Annotated in this window: 15 protein-coding genes; 10 read left to right on the top strand and 5 right to left on the bottom strand. The window is 50.0% G+C overall.

Features of this window, described 5'->3' with window-relative positions:
• Positions 1-32: 32 nt before the first annotated feature.
• On the bottom strand, positions 33-740 hold the full coding sequence (locus HAV38_RS09125; RefSeq protein WP_168054634.1) for a TetR/AcrR family transcriptional regulator: 708 nt from the start codon (positions 738-740) through the stop codon (positions 33-35).
• Between the two features lie 380 nt (positions 741-1120).
• Here HAV38_RS09125 and HAV38_RS09120 point away from each other — a divergent pair, with 380 nt between their 5' ends.
• From HAV38_RS09120 to HAV38_RS09105, 4 genes are all read left to right on the top strand, one after another.
• Positions 1121-2743 carry an efflux transporter outer membrane subunit gene (locus HAV38_RS09120; protein WP_245182283.1) on the top strand — a complete coding sequence of 541 codons (1623 nt, stop codon included), beginning with the start codon at positions 1121-1123 and terminating at the stop codon, positions 2741-2743.
• 214 nt (positions 2744-2957) lie between these two features.
• Complete coding sequence (locus HAV38_RS09115) at positions 2958-4130, top strand: efflux RND transporter periplasmic adaptor subunit (protein ID WP_168054632.1); 1173 nt, start codon at positions 2958-2960, stop codon at positions 4128-4130.
• A gap of 11 nt (positions 4131-4141) precedes the next feature.
• Positions 4142-7207 (top strand): efflux RND transporter permease subunit, encoded by a 3066-nt coding sequence (locus HAV38_RS09110; protein ID WP_168054630.1) that lies wholly within the window; start codon positions 4142-4144, stop codon positions 7205-7207.
• A gap of 302 nt (positions 7208-7509) precedes the next feature.
• Positions 7510-7998 carry a hypothetical protein gene (locus HAV38_RS09105; protein WP_168054628.1) on the top strand — a complete coding sequence of 163 codons (489 nt, stop codon included), beginning with the start codon at positions 7510-7512 and terminating at the stop codon, positions 7996-7998.
• 104 nt (positions 7999-8102) lie between these two features.
• Here HAV38_RS09105 and HAV38_RS09100 read toward each other — a convergent pair whose 3' ends face one another.
• Complete coding sequence (locus HAV38_RS09100; protein WP_168054626.1) at positions 8103-9356, bottom strand: DUF2863 family protein; 1254 nt, start codon at positions 9354-9356, stop codon at positions 8103-8105.
• Positions 9357-9629: 273 nt separating this feature from the next.
• On the opposite strand from HAV38_RS09100, the gene HAV38_RS09095 reads away from it, so the two are divergent.
• Together HAV38_RS09095 and HAV38_RS09090 are read left to right on the top strand one after the other, a co-directional pair.
• Positions 9630-9920 carry an HU family DNA-binding protein gene (locus HAV38_RS09095; protein ID WP_168054624.1) on the top strand — a complete coding sequence of 97 codons (291 nt, stop codon included), beginning with the start codon at positions 9630-9632 and terminating at the stop codon, positions 9918-9920.
• Positions 9921-10223: 303 nt separating this feature from the next.
• Positions 10224-11039, top strand: coding sequence for an EamA family transporter (locus tag HAV38_RS09090; protein ID WP_209216693.1), 816 nt, complete (start codon positions 10224-10226; stop codon positions 11037-11039).
• 172 nt (positions 11040-11211) lie between these two features.
• Here HAV38_RS09090 and HAV38_RS09085 read toward each other — a convergent pair whose 3' ends face one another.
• The gene (locus tag HAV38_RS09085; protein ID WP_168054620.1) at positions 11212-12120 is read right to left on the bottom strand and encodes a 1-aminocyclopropane-1-carboxylate deaminase/D-cysteine desulfhydrase; all 909 of its coding nucleotides are present in this window, start codon (positions 12118-12120) and stop codon (positions 11212-11214) included.
• Positions 12121-12413: 293 nt separating this feature from the next.
• Here HAV38_RS09085 and HAV38_RS09080 point away from each other — a divergent pair, with 293 nt between their 5' ends.
• Positions 12414-12998: a gamma-glutamylcyclotransferase gene (locus HAV38_RS09080; protein ID WP_168054618.1), complete on the top strand. Its 585-nt coding sequence runs from the start codon at positions 12414-12416 to the stop codon at positions 12996-12998.
• 462 nt (positions 12999-13460) lie between these two features.
• Positions 13461-13997 (top strand): winged helix-turn-helix transcriptional regulator, encoded by a 537-nt coding sequence (locus HAV38_RS09075; protein ID WP_168054616.1) that lies wholly within the window; start codon positions 13461-13463, stop codon positions 13995-13997.
• A gap of 321 nt (positions 13998-14318) precedes the next feature.
• On the opposite strand, the gene HAV38_RS09070 is transcribed toward HAV38_RS09075, so the two are convergent.
• A complete protein-coding gene (locus HAV38_RS09070) occupies positions 14319-14786 on the bottom strand; it encodes a MarR family winged helix-turn-helix transcriptional regulator (RefSeq protein WP_245182282.1) in 468 nt (155 codons plus the stop codon).
• A 232-nt stretch (positions 14787-15018) separates the two neighbouring features.
• Here HAV38_RS09070 and HAV38_RS09065 point away from each other — a divergent pair, with 232 nt between their 5' ends.
• Together HAV38_RS09065 and HAV38_RS09060 are read left to right on the top strand one after the other, a co-directional pair.
• Complete coding sequence (locus HAV38_RS09065) at positions 15019-15702, top strand: LysE family transporter (protein WP_168054614.1); 684 nt, start codon at positions 15019-15021, stop codon at positions 15700-15702.
• A 136-nt stretch (positions 15703-15838) separates the two neighbouring features.
• Positions 15839-16318, top strand: coding sequence for an HAD domain-containing protein (locus HAV38_RS09060; RefSeq protein WP_168054612.1), 480 nt, complete (start codon positions 15839-15841; stop codon positions 16316-16318).
• Positions 16319-16497: 179 nt separating this feature from the next.
• Here HAV38_RS09060 and HAV38_RS09055 read toward each other — a convergent pair whose 3' ends face one another.
• Positions 16498-16809 (bottom strand): hypothetical protein, encoded by a 312-nt coding sequence (locus tag HAV38_RS09055; protein WP_168054610.1) that lies wholly within the window; start codon positions 16807-16809, stop codon positions 16498-16500.
• Positions 16810-17159 lie beyond the last annotated feature (350 nt).

Raw genomic sequence — 17159 nt, 5'->3', positions numbered from 1 at the left:
CGCACCGGTTGAAAAGGTCGTACACGTTTGCATTATTTACCTCTGGGAAGCGTGCCAGAAAGAAATAACTTTACCGCGCTTTTGATGTGTTGGTCTAGCTCGGCGTGATGAATTAAGTGCGCCCCTCTAAACAACGCATGCTGAAGCGGGGAGGCGGTGACCATCCCGATAAACAATCGCGCAGCGTTTAAAGGATCCGCCATTTGTAATGTGCCCCGACTGACTTGCGCCTGAAGATAGGTGGCGACCAGCTTCTCGGTATGCATAGGCCCCGCTTCGCATATTTTTTCTGCCAGATCGGGAATGCGCGCAACTTCCGTAAGTCCCAGACGATAGAGACTAACGGCATCTGCAGTAGTTACTCGGGTAACAATAATGGTGCCTAACGTGGTGAGGGCGGTTTCTGGCGTACAGGTATTCAGGACGCCGTTTTCAATGACGACGGTTAGTTCGTTGACGACCAGCCGTTTGACGGCGGCGATCAATAGCGCCGCTTTATTGGGGAACATCTGGTAGATTGTTCGTGTCGAAACCCCTGCTGCCCTTGCTATCTGGGCAATGCTGGCCAAGCCGTAACCTTCGTTCAAAAATACGGTTGTCGCTGCGTCGAGTAACAAGTTAAGGCGTTCTGCTTCGGTACCGGAACGCGGGCGTCCAACCCGCGTTTTTGGCAGGCCTGGCATCGTTGGAGTCGCAGGCTGATGTATCTCTTGTTTGTCTTTTTTTCGCGTAATTGCCATGGATAAGTATAAAACAAGAAATAAAACGTTTGATTTTTTTAATCCATGCTACATTAACACAGTTCTTTTTTATCCTTCATGAGCATAATGTGTTGTTGAAGGCGATATCAAGGATAAATAAAAAAATGCATACGGTGATCTGATGCGCATAATTTCTCCATAGTTAAATACCTCTTGAGACGCTGCTGGATACCATAACTGGTGAGCAAATATTCCGCGAATACGCCTGAAATGTTCCTGGAATGTCCTTTTAAATCGGCTTGTTCTTTGTCGTTAAACTTAATTAAAATATATACAACGTAAGTAGATCGGTATTTACGCAGCTATTCGAAATATCTCCTTTAGCGTTTGGTCGATACACGTATTAAAGTCTGATGAGAATGATGAGCACTAGCAATAACAAGTCACCTAAGTTCAGTCCTTCTTTAATTGTCCATTCTAACGCTTCTGGTTGGGGTGTTCTGCGTGCGCCGCAAACTTATCTGAAAAGTGCAGCGGGCAGCTTCGCTGTTACCTGCGTGGGTATTGCCGCGGCGTTGCTTATCACTGGTTGCGCCGTTGGTCCAGACTTCAAAAGTCCAGACGCTCCCGGCGGTGGGGATGACATCACGTCGACGCCGCTTCCCGCGGCGACTGAAGCGTCCCCGGGAAACGCGGGCGTGGCGCAGAAATTTTCGGTGGGACAAGATATTCCCGGGCAATGGTGGAGTTTGTTTCAGTCCGCAGCGCTTGATCAACTGATACGTGATGCCTTGCAACGTAGTCCAAGCATGGCTTCAGCGCAGGCCGCACTGCGTGAGGCGCAAGAAAACTTGCGTGCGCAGACCGGAAGTCTGCTCTTGCCCAGTGTTAGAGGACAGATCGGCGCAACGCGTCAAAAAGCCAGTCCGGTGAGTGGGACAGGGGCGGGTGTATTCAACCTGTATAACGCCTCAGTCAATGTGTCTTACTCGCTCGATGTGTTCGGCGCTAACCGTCGCCAGATAGAGGGCAGCAGGGCGACGTTGGATTATCAGCAGTTTCTGGTCGAGGCAACTTATCTGACACTTTCTTCCAATCTGGTGACCGCCGCCATTCAGGAGGCATCGTTGCGTGCTCAGTTGCAGGCAACGCGCGAGATTTTAAGGGCGCGAGAGCAACAGCTCGACGTGATCGAGAAGCAATTTACTCTCGGCGCGATCCCGCGCTCAACTGTCCTGGTTCAACGTAATACGGTGGCACAAACCCGCGCTACTTTACCAGCGCTGGAAAAAAACCTCGCTTTAACACGTAATCAATTATCGGTTTACGCTGGCAGATTGCCGAGCGAAGCAGGTTTGCCTGAATTCGATCTGGCATCATTGCGCTTGCCGGAAGACTTGCCGGTGTCATTGCCTTCTGCTCTGGTGCGCCAAAGACCGGACATTCGCGCCAGCGAAGCGCTGCTACATCAGGCCAGCGCCTTGGTCGGCGTGGCGACCGCTAACTTATATCCTCAGGTTAATTTGACCGGCAGTTACGGCCCGGTCACCACGCAGTTTCCTAATTTGTTCAATGGTAGCGCGATGATATGGAGCATCGCAGCCGGATTGACACAACCGATTTTTAATGGCGGTGCATTGACCGCCCGCCGACGCGCGGCGATAGCCGGCTATGACGTGGCGGCGGCAAATTATCGGGAGACCGTGCTGAGGGCATTTCAAAACGTCGCCGATGTCTTGGGCACGCTGGAATCCGACGCCTCGACCTTGAAGCAGCAAGCCGAGGTCGAGTCGCTATCACGGGAATCGCTTGATCTCAGCACGCAACAATTCAAACTTGGCGCGATTAGCTTTCTGACTTTGCTGGACGCCCAGCGTACCTATCAGCAGGCCAGAGTGGGATTGGTGCAGGCGCAGGCAGCGCGCTATGCCGACAGTGCGGCGTTATTTCAAGCGTTAGGCGGCGGTTGGTGGAACCGCCCTGCGTTGCCAACAGCAGCGACTGGAACGACATTGCCTATACCGCTTCCTTCAAATGATTGATTGTTTTAGATGAAGTTTCTTGGCGGTTGCGGGTTCCTGAAGAGGGCTGCTGGCAGGCTAGTTCACAAGCGTGGCATCAATTAGTTACCGATTAGGTGCTTTATTCTTTTTGCCGTGCCTGTTTTAAATAAAAAAATATGAAATTTCCGCGACCAACAGTCCCGCCTCGCCAACCTCGCTAAAGCTGAATTCAGAATATTAAAAGGATGCATCCATGACTAAACGCATGCTCATTATGTTGGGAGGAGTGGTCTTGCTGATCGCTTTGCTAGCGCTGGGATTTTTTCTGCACATCAGAAAATTGATCGCCAGTGCACCCAAGCCGGGCGCTCAAAGCGTATCTGTGGCAACGATAAAAGCGATTGAGTGGCAGCCGCAATTATCATCCGTAGGCACAATGGTAGCAGTGCGCGGCGTCGATGTATCGACCGAAATCGCAGGGTTGGTGCGAACCGTTAGCTTTAAATCCGGTGAGGATGTCAAAGCGGGACAATTGCTGGTTCAACTGAATGCCGATTCCGATATTGCGCAATTGCATGCGCTGGAGGCTAATGCTGAATTGGCGGCCTCGGTGCTGGCCCGTGATAAGCAACAACTTGCGGTGCAGGCCATCAGCCAGGCACAGATTGATAACGATCTTGCGGACCTGAAAAGCAAGCAGGCGCTGGCAGCTCAGCAATCCGCCACGGTCGCCAAAAAAACTATTCGCGCGCCATTTGCGGGCAAATTAGGTATTACAACGATTAATCCGGGCCAATATGTGAATCCCGGCGAAAAGATAGTAACGCTGCAAACCATTGATCCTATCTACGTCGATTTCTTTATTCCGCAGAAGCAACTTAGTGGTTTGATGACCGGGCAGACGCTGAATTTGACGAACGATGCTTATGCCGATACCGCGTTTGTTGGCAAAGTGACAGCCATCAGTTCCAAGGTGGATCCCGCTACCCGCAATGTGCAAGTAGAGGCCACTGTTTCTAATGCAAAGCGGCAGCTGTTGCCGGGGATGTTTGCCAATGTCAAGGTTGAAATCGGAGGGAAAAAGTCCTATTTGACCCTGCCGCAGACGGCCATCACCTACAACCCGTACGGCTCGACGGTCTTCGTTGTAACGTCGTTTAAAAAGCCGCCCGCCCAAAATGACGTTGCCAAAGATGCCGCCAAAGAAGCGCCGGGCGCCCCTAAGGATGGGGACCTCGTCGTGCAACAAGTGTTTGTGACGACCGGTGAAACACGCGGAGATCAGGTCGCAATTCTGACCGGGCTAAAGGAGGGTCAGCGCGTGGTAACCAGCGGACAACTTAAATTAAAAAATAACACCGTGATAGTCATCAATAATAAAGTCGAGCCGCTCGATAATCCCAATCCGACTCCGCAGGAACACTGAGGCGACACTCCATGAACTTCACCGATATTTTTATCCGCCGACCTGTGTTGGCCGTGGTGGTGAGCTTGCTCCTGGTGGTGCTGGGATTGCGCTCGCTATTTAGTTTGCCCATCAATCAGTATCCAAAAACGCAGAACGCAGTGGTCACCATTTCGACCGCTTATTACGGTGCGGATGCCCAAACTATCGCGGGATTTATTACCCAGCCTCTGGAGGGCGCGATTGCGCAGGCGCAGGGGATTGACTACCTGTCGTCTTCCAGTAGTAGCGGCGTGTCCACAATCACCGCTACTTTGCGGCTCAACTATGATGCCAACCGCGCGCTAACTGAAATTAATACACAGGTTGGCTCAGTCAAGAATCAGTTGCCTGCACAAGCGCAACAACCGGTGCTGACGGTGCAGACAGGGCAAACCACCGATGCGATGTATTTAGGGTTTTATAGCGATACATTGCCAACCAACAACGTCACAGATTTTTTGAGCCGGGTGGTCAAGCCTAAATTGGATTCCGTCAATGGGGTGCAGACGGCGGAACTTTTGGGCGCGCGGTTGTTCGCCCTGCGGGCATGGCTGGACTCAGCAAAAATGGCGGCCTATGGCGTCACTGCTGCTGAGGTCACTGGGGCGTTGAAGAACAATAATTATCTGGCAGCGTTAGGGGCCAGCAAAGGTCAGATGGTGACGATTCCATTGACTGCCGGTACCGATTTGCACTCCGTAGAAGAATTTAAAAAACTGGTCATTAAGAACAGCGGCGACTCGGTCGTTCGGCTGGAGGATCTGGCGACCGTTTCTTTGGGGTCGGAAAACTATGATTTTAACGTCGCCTTTGGTGGCGTGCGGTCGGTATTTATTGGTATCAAAGTTGCGCCGGATGCCAATATTCTGGACGTGGCAAAACGGGTCCGTGCAAGTTTTCCCGGAATTCAAGCCCAGTTGCCGGCGGGTCTGAAGGGCGAAATTGTGTATGACTCGACCGCATTCATTAACACCTCGATCAAGGAAGTGATCAAAACACTGGTGGAGGCATTGTTAATTGTCACGATTGTGATTTTCCTGTTCCTTGGCAGTTTTCGTGCGGTGCTGGTGCCGGTCATTGCAATGCCGTTGTCACTCATCGGAACGTTTGCCGTCATGCTGGCGTTGGGATATTCGATCAATCTGCTGACACTGCTAGCGATCGTTCTTGCCATCGGGTTGGTGGTGGATGACGCCATTATTGTGGTGGAAAACGTTGACCGCCATATGAAGGAAGGCAAAACGCCGATGGAGGCATCGCTGTTGGGCGCGCGTGAGCTTGGAAGCCCTATTTTGGCAATGACCGTCGTGTTGATCGCGGTGTATATCCCGATCGGTTTTCAGGGCGGATTGACCGGGGCGTTATTCACCGAGTTTGCATTCACGCTGGCCGGTGCGGTCGCGGTATCGGGGATAGTGGCGCTAACGTTGTCACCGATGATGTGCTCGCGATTTTTCCGGCCCGAGCAAGATACCGGACGCTTTGTTAAGGTAATTGATCGGGTTTTTGAGAAGGTGCATCATGCCTACCAGCGCACGCTGCATTCACTGCTTGATACCTGGCTGGTGTTGATCGTGCTGGCGGTAATATTGATGCTGGTGCTAGGTTTGATGTTCAAGATGTCGCAATCGGAATTAGCGCCGGAGGAGGACCAGGGCATCGTCCTGTCTCAGGTAGTCGGCGCTCCGACGGCCACTTCCGATCAAATGCAAACCTACGCCAATCAAGTCTACAAGGTAGCAAATGGAATGGCCGAGTATAGCCAGATGTTTCAGATCACCGGCGTGCCGACTGTCAATGCAGGTTTCGGTGGAGTACTACTGAAGTCTTGGGAAGATCGAACCCGTAGCGCTAAAGAAGTACAGCGGGATTTGCAGGCGCAATGGAACAAAATCGCGGGTGCAAGGGTTGCGGCGTTTCAGTTTCCTGCATTGCCCGGTTCATCTGGATTGCCGGTGCAGTTCGTTATTACCACCACTGAACCTTTCGAAAATCTGAATACAATCGCGCAACAGGTATTGGATAAGGCACGTGCTTCCGGTAAGTTTTATTTTATCGATACCGATCTTAAGATCGATAAGCCCCAGGCGACGGTGGTGGTAGATCGCGACAAAATTGCGGCACTTGGCATGACGCAGCAGGATGTTGGTGCAGCGTTAGGTGCGGCATTGGGCGGTGGCTATGTCAATTATTTTTCGATTGCGGGTCGCTCGTATAAGGTCATCCCACAGGTGTTGCAGACTGATCGTTTAAATCCTTCTGAGGTGCTGGATTTTTATATCAAGACGCCGAGTGGCAGCATGATCCCCGCCAGCACTGTGGCACACATTAAGTATGACGTGGTGCCAGAGTCGATCAGCCGTTTTCAGCAGCTCAATTCGGTGACCTTGTCGGGCGTGTCTGGCTCGTCGCAGGGCGATGTGCTGGATTTTATGCGTAGCGCTGTTGCAGAGGTGGCGCCCACTGGATATACGGTCGACTATTCGGGGCAGTCGCGCCAGTTTATGCAGGAATCTGGCGGATTTGTGGTGACAATGCTATTTGCGGTGATCATCGTATTTTTGGCGTTGGCGGCATTGTTTGAAAGTTTCAGGGACCCGATCGTGATTCTCGTATCGGTGCCGTTGGCCTTGTTCGGCGCGACGATGTTTATCTTTCTGGGGTTTGCCTCTATCAACATCTACACGGAGGTAGGACTAGTTACCTTGATGGGCTTGATCAGCAAGCACGGCATCCTGATTGTGGAGGTTGCGAATCAATTGCAAAAATCCGGCATCAGCAAACGCCGTGCAATTGAAGAAGCTGCCGCGGTGCGTTTGCGTCCGATCTTGATGACCACAGCCGCGATGGTATTTGGCGTGCTGCCATTGGTGATTGCATCCGGTGCAGGTGCAGCGGGACGTCATGCGATGGGGTTGGTGATATTTACCGGGCTATCAATCGGCACATTGTTCACGTTGTTTATCGTCCCGGCGATGTATCTGTTCATGGCAGAAGATCATCAGGCGCTTGCCGCAAAAAAACAGCCTGCAGGGAAAGTTTTACCTGCAAATTAACCAGCGTAAAAAAGCGATTGCTCAGTCGGACGGGTATTTGTAATCCCCCTGATCGAGCAGTCGACCGCGATCGTTGGTATCATCTAATGTGGATCGCTGCTGTATCTGATGATATTGTTTGCCAATTGTTCACCAAAATATACTGAAGCGATTTTGATCACTTGGGAAGCAGATTATTTTAGTTCGATCAGAAAATCGTTTAAACGTATTTTCCGCGCTGTCAAATCAGGTAATTGACATCACCCATCTGTAGCGGCTCGCTGCTCAATAGCATAGTGAGCTGCTGCCATAAGGAGGTTGTTATGCTATCCCTTCAATATCCGGTCCAGAATTCATATCCAGTTTCTCAAGCAATTACCCACAGGCAGTTTGTGCGCTGGTTGTTAGCGCTCGCTGCATTCAGTACTGTATTTTTTGCAAGCGCGATTCATGCGGCGGGGAATAACCCGGACGCTGATGCGGCCTATCAAAGACAGCGCACGGCCTGTACGAACGGTTCCTCAAACCAGAACCGAGCGACTTGTTTGCGCGAAGCGGGCGCTGCGCTACAAGCGGCAAAGCAAGGACAATTAGCTGACACGCCATCACAATACGATAAAAATCGTTTGGAGCGTTGTAATGTACTGCCTGAAAAGGATCGCCCGGATTGTATCAGCCGTATGCAACCGGGTGGGGTGGTGGACGGGAGCGCAAGGTCGGGTGGGATTTTAAGAGAAAGCGTGATGACGGAAGTCGGGCCACCGATTGTCATCCAGCCACCTGATACTGCTAAGCCGAGCGGCAGTCAATAATCGCCGAGCAAAAAGTAATGCATACCTAAGCACAACTAGTGCTTAGGAAGATACTTCTTGGTATCGCTTTATGCAGCTTTGTTAACCGTTTTACGCGCCCGCTTTTAGTCTTCCCGCACTTGTTGCGCGTAGGCCTGAACGTCTACGGCCTGTCCGTAAACATCAAACTTAAGTGCGATAGCCAATGATTTGACGCCGATTGTCATCAGGGCGTCGTAGGTATCATCGATTTCAAGATCGAGATCGCGCGTCACTGCGGACGGCTTTTCCGAGGTAGCGACCAGACTGCCGTCCGACTCTTTGTACAGGTTGACCCGTAATACCACGTCGCCGCCTGCTTCAGCCGGTCCGATGATCGCTATCGTGCTTTCTGCAGCGAGCTCGTGCTGGGACAGACCATGATTTAATTCGGACATCATTTGTAACATGAAGTATTCTGCGATACCGCGCTCTTTGCCGCCATGGAACAGGTCTTGGTAGAGAAAGTTGATGTCGGAATTTACATCCATTTTACGACCATCCGTCACCAGGCATTGTCGTACCAGTGGGGCAGCCTGCTCGGTCCAGCTTTGAAAGCGCTTCTCACGCACCTCAAAATAGGCGTCTATCGCAGCATCGTCCTCAGGCACATGATAGAACGCGTCATCGGCGCTCTTCAACGTAAATCCGAGCAAAAATCGCAGTTCCACCGCCATATCATCCGGCCCGAATTTACTTTCAGGCCAGCCAGTAAAGCTATCTTCGATAGCAGGCGTTGCCGCAACCTTTTTATCGGTCATGGACGCAAACGCATCACGGATCATGGCATTCAGATGACTGTAAGTAATGCTATCGATTTCATCCAGATGATAAGCGTAGCTGACCAGAACCACCGAAGCGTCGGGGCTTTCCAGTTGCGCCTTTTGCAAACTTTGGGTGAGCAGATCGAACGCGTTCTGATCCTGAAAAGCCTGTGCCCTGTCAAGGCCACCAAGAGTTCGCACAAATAGCGGGATCAGGAAGGCATTAATTTCAACCGTAATGCCCTCATCGCGACGCACCAGCACTACTTCAGCGGCTTCTTCTATACGCGCTTTGAGCAGTTGATAGACCGCGGTGTCCGCGTGTTTTAACCGGTCCAGAGACTCGTACAGGACATCATCTTTCTTTTGCTGCAGGCTTTTTTTGATAATCTTATAGATTTCACGTTCCTGCTCTTTAAGTAAATCTCCGGGTGCTTGGTTATCTGTAGTAATGACGTTGACTTCCTGCTCCGCCAGACCGATGGAAAGATCGCACAGTTGTTGCACCTGTGCATCTTGAATTTCCTCGTCCGAAGGTCCCGATTTTCTCGGCGCTGGTCGCTTATTTTTTGGCATGATTATGGTGTGTGTTATGTCGCGTGTTGCGTCGTGTGAGAGTGACGTAAATCTGGTGGCAAGGCATTGATGAAGTCATTGCGCATGCGTTAATATGTGCATTATTATCCCTTACCAAAGCATTTTACGGAGCGACACTGGCGTTCCCTGTCAGGATTTAAGTTAAATAGTGCCAATTTCAATCTATTTTTCCTTCCTGAAAGACATTGATTTTCTTTTTAGCAATGAAGTGCTAGAATTTTTGTTATATCAACCTATAGAGTGAGTCCTCAAATGAATAAAAATGAATTAATTGAAGGTATTGCTACAGATTGTGAATTATCAAAGGCGGCTGCTAAACGTGCCGTCGACTCTTTGATAGCTAACGTTATCAAAGCTGTCAAGAAAGGCGATTCTGTTCAATTGATCGGTTTCGGTACATTTGGCAGCGGCAAGCGTGCGGCTCGCACCGGTCGTAATCCACGTACTGGCGAGGCGATCAAAATCAAGGCAGCCACTACCGTTAAATTTACCGCGGGTAAAGCATTTAAAGACGCCGTCAATGGCGCAAAAAAGAAAAAATAATTATCTTTAGGTGTGTTTAAAAAATGGCGAACCTTAGTTCGTCTTTTTTTTCTCGTAAAATTACTCGTGTATTTCAGATAGCTACATTTCTCATTGCTAGGCCAGCCGACCGTTGAAATGACCCGGGCGCAAATAATTTACTTCATTAGTTTACTTTGTTGAACAGTTCTCTTACCGGGATAATCGTGTTTCCCGGTTCATCACAAAAAAAGACAATGCATGCAGCAACCTCAAGAAGTCGCCGTTTCCACTACCCCTAAAGCCCACGGAAAAGCCGTCTCCGTCATTTGTCTGTTAGTCGCAATGTCATCCCTCCAAGGCGGTGCCGCACTGGCTAAGGGCTTGTTCGCGGGCATCGGGGCGGAAGGCGTTACCGCGCTGAGAATTGGGTTCTCGGCGATTTTTTTATGTTTAATTTTTCGTCCGTGGCGGATGCCGCTCAATCAGATTGTATGGCGCCCCATATTCATTTACGGCGTTGCGCTGGGTAGCATGAATCTGGCGTTTTACATGGCCCTTAGAACGATTCCGCTGGGGCCGGCGGTTGCCATAGAGTTCACCGGGCCTTTAGCCGTGGCTATTTTTTACTCGCGCCGCCTGAGCGATGCAGGATGGTTAGGATTAGCTGTTTTCGGTTTGTATTTATTACTTCCATTTGGCCAGATATCAGGTGGCATGGACACTACTGGGGTATTGCTGGCGCTATTTGCGGGTGCCTGTTGGGCGGTCTATATTGTCGTGGGCAAGAAGGCGGGCGATGCAAATGGGCGCATGAGTGTGCCGTTGGGTGCTCTGGTTGCCGCGATGTTTATTTTTCCGATTGGACTAATCCACGCCGGAACGGCGTTATTTTCATTATCGATTTTGCCCGTTGCGTTGCTGGTGGCGCTGTTTTCCTCTACTTTGCCATACAGTTTTGAGATGATCGCTTTGACCAGATTGCCTTCAAAAACGTTTAGTACGTTGATGAGTCTTGAGCCAGCGTTGGGGGCGGTGTCCGGTTATTTGTTCCTGAAGGAAGGCCTGACCTTGTCACAAGGGATAGCGGTGCTGTGTATTATTGTTAGTTCGATTGGGATTACGGGATTTAGTAAAAATGATCCGCAGGTTAGTGCGTGAGGTGGAAGTCGAGTGCGGTCCCAACGTTTGGTTTGCAGCCCCATTTGCTCGGGGGAGGGGAGCCATAATAATGGTTCTGACGTGGCGTAGGGATCGAGAAAATTCTTTTTTGGTCGTCAGCGCTTGGTCCACAGTAAATCATAGTGCATAACACCGGTTCTCAGCCTCCTGTTCAGCCAATAAATCCACGTGCTCCCTGGAGTCCTCCGGTATGGACCACGACGATCCGTTCTTCTTTCCGAAATGCGCTGGCATCGATCATCTTTTTCAATGCATAGAATAATTTTCCGGTGTAGACGGGTTCTATCGGAACGCCCATCTCTATCGAAAAATCCCGGCAGAATTGTCTCAATTCTGGTGGCGCTTTTCCGTATCCGCCATGATGCGCATCCGTGATGAGGTCGTAATTTGTATAGGATGGGTGTCCTGATTGTTGTAGCAATATTGCGATCTCTTTATGTAAGTAATCGGCATTTTTGAGGACGGCAATGCCGATCACGTGTCCGCGACCGCCTAATCCCGCCAGAAGACCTGCCATGGTTGCGCCGGTACCGCACGCGACCATCATGATTTCGGGAATAAACGGGAGTTCCTCAATAATCTCTGCCACGCCGCGTAATGCATCCGGGGTGCTGCCACCTTCGGGAAACCAGACCGAATTATCATCCGCGCCAGGCACATGACGGCGCCAGGCGCCAGACACCTCGCGCAGAGTGCGATAGTCTTCGCGCGACACAAATTGTATTTCCATGCCAAGGCTGCGACAATCGTCCAGCATTGCTGTGTGAATATTTTCGGTTCCGCGCACCAGTCCGCGCGTTGGCCATCCTTCTATTGCACCAGCATGCGCCAGCGCGTGCAAATGATTCGACCAAGGGCCGCCCATGGTGGTCAGCGTAACCTTTTGCAGGTTTTGCGCTTGCGTTTCTTTTAGCGCCATCAACGCAAATTTAAGTTTGCGAAATTTATTTCCGGAAATGCTGGGATGCAGCAGGTCATCCCGTTTAATCCATAGCGTGCGATTGAGGAGCGAGCACGGTGCAAACTGTTGCAATGGTGATGAGGCAGGATAAAGTTGCATTGAACGGCGCATTCACAATAAGGTCGGAGACATGATTACGGTCCCCGAATTATAGCCTCGCACCAAATGGATAATGTACATACTGGATTTGCTCACATCATGGTCGCGATAAAATCGTCAGAATTTGCTGCTTCCAATACATTATCGCAAGCAATTCATCAAAGAAGCCGGTAATATTGCGAATAAATCTACTTATGCAAATACAGCGTTTATTTGCAAAATTTCTCAATCTGCTTTTGGAAATGCACTTTCCTGCATCTTCATGCTAGCAAGAAAAACATAAAGGTTTGCCAATGCCTGCAGATACCACCGCGGTGAATAAAATGATGAATAAATTTGACGATCATCCAAGTGTATGGCTATTTGGCTACGGATCGCTGATTTTTAAAGCAGGTTTTCCTTTTGTAGATCGACGACCGGCATCTATTGTCAATTGGAGTCGACGCTTTTGGCAGGGATCGTACGACCATCGCGGAACAGAGGCGGCACCTGGCAGAGTCGTAACGCTTATTGCCCAAGCGGGCGAGATATGTGAAGGCATGGCTTATTTGATCACGCCGGACGTTTTTGAGCATCTTGACCAGCGGGAAAAGAATGGTTATTTACGTTTGCCTATAGAGATGACGTTTGAAGATGGCAGCGTGGCCGAGGGGCTGGTATATATCGCAACGGAAGAAAATCCTGCCTTTCTGGGGCCCGCGACCGAACGGGATATTGCGCGTCAGATTGCCGGATCGGTCGGCCCTAGCGGACATAATAAAGAATATCTGGTGGGGCTTGCTGAAGCTTTACGATCGCTTGGCAGGGATGATCGCCATGTATTTGAGATAGAGCGCCACTTGCTGGAACTGCAAGGTGACGAGCTCCCGATCGTCTAAAAGACATCGCGGATAGCAACGTTCATACTGAGGCGTGATCGGGATTGCCGTGCGTCGTACGGTCCTTAACGATCGCACCAATTTGCACTTTTTGCACATGGCTTGACATTTAAATACAGTGAAGTCATGGGCGAAATGTTGCAAACCACCAGCAATCATCTGAATAGCTGGGGCCTAAATACTTCCGATCGCCTCTGTTGCGTTAAAACAATGGTGGAATCTGCCCTTGCGTGAAGCCCGGACGCAGACCTCCGGAGACCCTTTTTTCATAATGATACGTTTTTTCGGGTAGACGGCTTTTGGTTCCTTTGAATAAAAAGTTACGTCTCCGAAGCCCCATCTGTCAATGTGCATCGACAATACGTTCCCACGATTTTGCACAAACAGGGAGGGAATCCTACTTGCACTATGATAGCGACACGTCTATGCTTTAGCGCCTATGAACGGTAAGGGAGACATTTGATGCAACGCAAAAGTTTTAGTAACTTGAGTTGCCCGATAGCGCGTAGCCTGGAGCGCGTTGGGGAATGGTGGAGTATTCTTATTCTGCGCGATGCGTTTTATGGGATGACGCGCTTTGATGAGTTTCAAATAAGCTTAGTTATCGCGCCGAATGTCTTGACACGACGCCTGACGTCGTTGGTGGCTGCGGGACTAATGGAACGGCGCCAATATCTGGAAAAACCACCACGTTATGAATACATGCTGACCAAAAGCGGCAAGGCGTTCAAACCCGTGATGATCGCGCTATTGGCATGGGGGAATAGCCAATTTGCGCCCGACGGGGTGAGCGTAGTGCTGACGGATTTACTCACCGGGGAAATCGTTGATCCAGTCCTTGTCGACGCTAAAACGGGGAAAGTTATCGCTGGGGACGACTATATTTTGGCAGCGGGACCAGCAGCGAGCAATGGCGTACATAATCGGATGGCTTATGCCGCGATGAGGCGTGCTTCGCCGGATAAAATACCGCATTTCCCAATGGAACTGATGTCCTGAAGTCAACTATCGATTTCAAAGAATGAAGTAGGATATCGGGCGCGGTGCAGCAATTAAAGCCCATCGTATCGTGGTCGACTTGCTTGATGGTAAGACGGATCAAAACAGGATTTCAGATTGTTACATATAGCTTGATGCCTCTAAAAACCTGCGAAGCAAAGCGTGCGCGGGAAGCGGCTACGAGCACAACTTAAAAATTGTCGGCTGGGTTTTATCTGCAGCAAGACACCTTGCTGCAGAACCCCCGGCCTGTGGGATTCTTTGCCCACCTGCCGAAGACTCTGCATTGAATATCGATACTTTTTATTTGTTATATTTATGTCAATATTTTAACGTTGACAGTCTGTCGTCATAGGCGATTTCAAGTAAGGTTGCGCGGAGTTCTGCCGCATTGGGTTCTCCAAATAACGCAACAAACCGGTTTTGCGCAGTGCGCCAGAGTTGCTCGGCTTCGCGCGCTTTTTCTGTTCCCTTTTGGGTCAGCACAACGTGGCGTCTTCGGCGATCGCTATTGCTTTGTCTTAGTGTCAGAAGACCATCGCGCTCCAAGGGACGCAAATTGTGGCCAAGGGCCGAGCGGTCCATGACCATCACGTCAGCGAGTTCCTGCATGGTTGGCGGAAACATCGGGCGACGATTCAGTTCTGCCAGGATCGCATATTGCGTTGATCTGATGCCCGAGTAGGCTAGGGCATCGTCATAGAATTGCGTCAGTCGTCTAGACGCCTTGCGCATCGCGGTAGCGCAACAAGGGCTTGCATCAGTAAGCCAACTTTGATCTTTTATCATGATCATTGTTCCTCTGGAAACATATAGGGCATACGCCCCATATCTGTTAAGAAAACGAATTAACTGATTCTATTGACCATCGAGCGCGGCGTTACCGCCATTTCGGGGGACCCAATGCCTTGGTCGTTTTGAGAAAATCAGCATTCGGTGTGAAAAGAGGCGGCATGTTTGACACCTATTTCACCTACACCGCTAAAATAGCGGACTATAAAATTAATTTCAAGAAATTAGTATGGATATTCATCTTTGGACAACATATATTGCTGCGTCCATCCTGATTGCGGTCTCGCCCGGCTCGGGTGCAATTTTGTCCATGAGTCACGGCATCCGTTTTGGCGTAAAGGGCACCAGTGCCACGATATGCGGTCTGCAATGCGGTCTGGTGGTGATTCTACTTATTGCAGGTGCCGGTGTGGGTTCCTTGCTGGTGGCATCAGAAGTAGCATTTAATATCGTAAAGCTCCTTGGTGCCGCCTATTTGATTTATATTGGCTTTACGCAGTGGCGGGCTACCGGCTCGAGCCTCGAGATTGATTCCGAAATCAGGTTTCCAGGCGCGTCTGAATTAGCTGTCGCCCGCTCGCTATCACGTGCTTCAGCGATGCCTACGTGGGGACGCCGCTGCGCGACCGGATTTTTCACCAACGTCACCAATCCAAAAGGGATTGTTTTTATGGTCGCCGTACTGCCGCAATTTATTAGTCAGGACCGACCTTTAGGGTGGCAACTACTGGTGATGGCTTTGACCACGGTGACGGCCGACGTAGTGGTGATGCATGGCTATGCATTCGCCGGTCGTTCAATGCAAAATTTGTTCCGCAATGTACGCGCCATTAAAATTCAAAATCGGATTTTTGGAGGCCTGTTGATGGCAATCGGCACAGGGCTTCTTTTTGTAAAGCGGGTAGGCCACTAAAATTTTCCCAATGACCGTTAACAGGTTCGGCCCGGGCATAGACGCCGTAATAAACAAAACGAAGCACATTATCAAAAAATTGATCGAGATCCACGCAATATGGAAATCTGATTACTAAACGAGAAATTAATACCTGATGAAAATTTTATATTTAGACTATAACGGCGTGCTACATGATGGCATGGTAATTCGCAATCGTAAGCGCGGTATGTATATCAGCACCCCGGAGCGCTCCTTTTTTGAATGGATGCCTATCCTTGAAGAATTGCTGGAACCATATCCTGACGTGAAAATCGTATTATCGACCAGTTGGATACGTGCGCTAGGCTTTGATGCCACCCGGCAAGAGCTGAGCGAGGCGTTACGTTCGAGGGTCGTGGGTTCCACCTTTCATCACCCTAAATTATTGCAAAGCGAGTTCGATATTATGCCGCGGGGCATGCAGATATGGAATGATGTCGAGCTGCGCAAGCCAGATAACTGGTGCGCAATTGATGACGATGCTTTCGGTTGGCCGATATGGTGTCGTGATAAATTAATCGAAACCAAGGGACACCTGGGATTAAGCGATCCAGAAGTCCAGGATGCGTTGCGGGCAAAGCTAGCCGCTCTTTAATGCTCAAATGGCGGGCAACCCGGCGGCATGTTCGGCGACCTTTAAGCCTAATTTGAACGCGTTGTGAGCGCCGTTGCCGCCGGTAACACTAGCTAGCCGCGCCTGACTGCGGTGAATAGTGCGTTACTGAGAGTAACCCGCATTGGAATGCGTGCGGTATAACGAGATACCGCACCACCTCATTTTCCCGATAGTTTGGGACGCAATTCCGAAATATCGTGTTCGGCTTGCTGCGAACGATTGCCGGTTTCAGACGGCATGGCGCTGCGCAGTCTGGTCGCGTAAAATTGTGCGTCCATCATGGAACTATGCGCGTCTGCAGTTTTTAATTTTCCTTCCAGTCTTGCAATCCGCGCATTAAGCAGAGAAACCTGCGCTTGTACATGCTCCAGATCATTCTCTGCGGATAGCAATTGCAACCGAGCAGCAATTAGCTCATCGTTGACGATAGAGAGATGTGTTGGCGTAAATAAACGTTTGAGCATGTTCATAAATTTTCCTTTACAAGTGTAAAGACAATCAGATCATCAGCGTTTAAGCCAGAGTAGGAAACATCAAGGTATAAATGACTCTTGAATCGTAGGCTTTTGGTCACCCTTTTTGCTCTTTGACAGGTCATATCAGTATGGTAACAGCGCGTATTGATTGCGGGGCGGTGATTCGCGCGGGTAGTGCTAGTTGATGTTATTTTGCGACATTCAAAGCCCACCTTAAGCTTCTTTAAGTGTTTATTTAACTCTTATATTACTCTCAGAAAACAAAAGTAGAGGCTGAGTAAGGGATATAAGCTTTGTTCTTATGGAGATTACCGTGAGACCGACCTAATATCAACCTGAGATTA

Origin of the sequence: Glaciimonas immobilis, assembly GCF_011947285.1 — a bacterium.
Lineage (GTDB): Bacteria > Pseudomonadota > Gammaproteobacteria > Burkholderiales > Burkholderiaceae_D > Glaciimonas > Glaciimonas immobilis.
This window is presented reverse-complemented; position numbering and strand designations above follow the sequence as displayed.

What these genes read in the sequence shown, in the direction of transcription:
- HAV38_RS09105 (WP_168054628.1), top strand. Translation starts at nt 7,510, where the DNA reads ATGCTATCCCTTCAATATCCGGTCCAGAATTCATATCCAGTTTCTCAA.
- HAV38_RS09125 (WP_168054634.1), bottom strand. Translation starts at nt 740, where the DNA reads ATGGCAATTACGCGAAAAAAAGACAAACAAGAGATACATCAGCCTGCG.
- HAV38_RS09100 (WP_168054626.1), bottom strand. Translation starts at nt 9,356, where the DNA reads ATGCCAAAAAATAAGCGACCAGCGCCGAGAAAATCGGGACCTTCGGAC.
- HAV38_RS09090 (WP_209216693.1), top strand. Translation starts at nt 10,224, where the DNA reads ATGTCATCCCTCCAAGGCGGTGCCGCACTGGCTAAGGGCTTGTTCGCG.
- HAV38_RS09075 (WP_168054616.1), top strand. Translation starts at nt 13,461, where the DNA reads ATGCAACGCAAAAGTTTTAGTAACTTGAGTTGCCCGATAGCGCGTAGC.
- HAV38_RS09115 (WP_168054632.1), top strand. Translation starts at nt 2,958, where the DNA reads ATGACTAAACGCATGCTCATTATGTTGGGAGGAGTGGTCTTGCTGATC.
- HAV38_RS09120 (WP_245182283.1), top strand. Translation starts at nt 1,121, where the DNA reads ATGATGAGCACTAGCAATAACAAGTCACCTAAGTTCAGTCCTTCTTTA.
- HAV38_RS09055 (WP_168054610.1), bottom strand. Translation starts at nt 16,809, where the DNA reads ATGAACATGCTCAAACGTTTATTTACGCCAACACATCTCTCTATCGTC.
- HAV38_RS09085 (WP_168054620.1), bottom strand. Translation starts at nt 12,120, where the DNA reads ATGCAACTTTATCCTGCCTCATCACCATTGCAACAGTTTGCACCGTGC.
- HAV38_RS09080 (WP_168054618.1), top strand. Translation starts at nt 12,414, where the DNA reads ATGCCTGCAGATACCACCGCGGTGAATAAAATGATGAATAAATTTGAC.
- HAV38_RS09065 (WP_168054614.1), top strand. Translation starts at nt 15,019, where the DNA reads ATGGATATTCATCTTTGGACAACATATATTGCTGCGTCCATCCTGATT.
- HAV38_RS09110 (WP_168054630.1), top strand. Translation starts at nt 4,142, where the DNA reads ATGAACTTCACCGATATTTTTATCCGCCGACCTGTGTTGGCCGTGGTG.
- HAV38_RS09060 (WP_168054612.1), top strand. Translation starts at nt 15,839, where the DNA reads ATGAAAATTTTATATTTAGACTATAACGGCGTGCTACATGATGGCATG.
- HAV38_RS09095 (WP_168054624.1), top strand. Translation starts at nt 9,630, where the DNA reads ATGAATAAAAATGAATTAATTGAAGGTATTGCTACAGATTGTGAATTA.
- HAV38_RS09070 (WP_245182282.1), bottom strand. Translation starts at nt 14,786, where the DNA reads ATGATAAAAGATCAAAGTTGGCTTACTGATGCAAGCCCTTGTTGCGCT.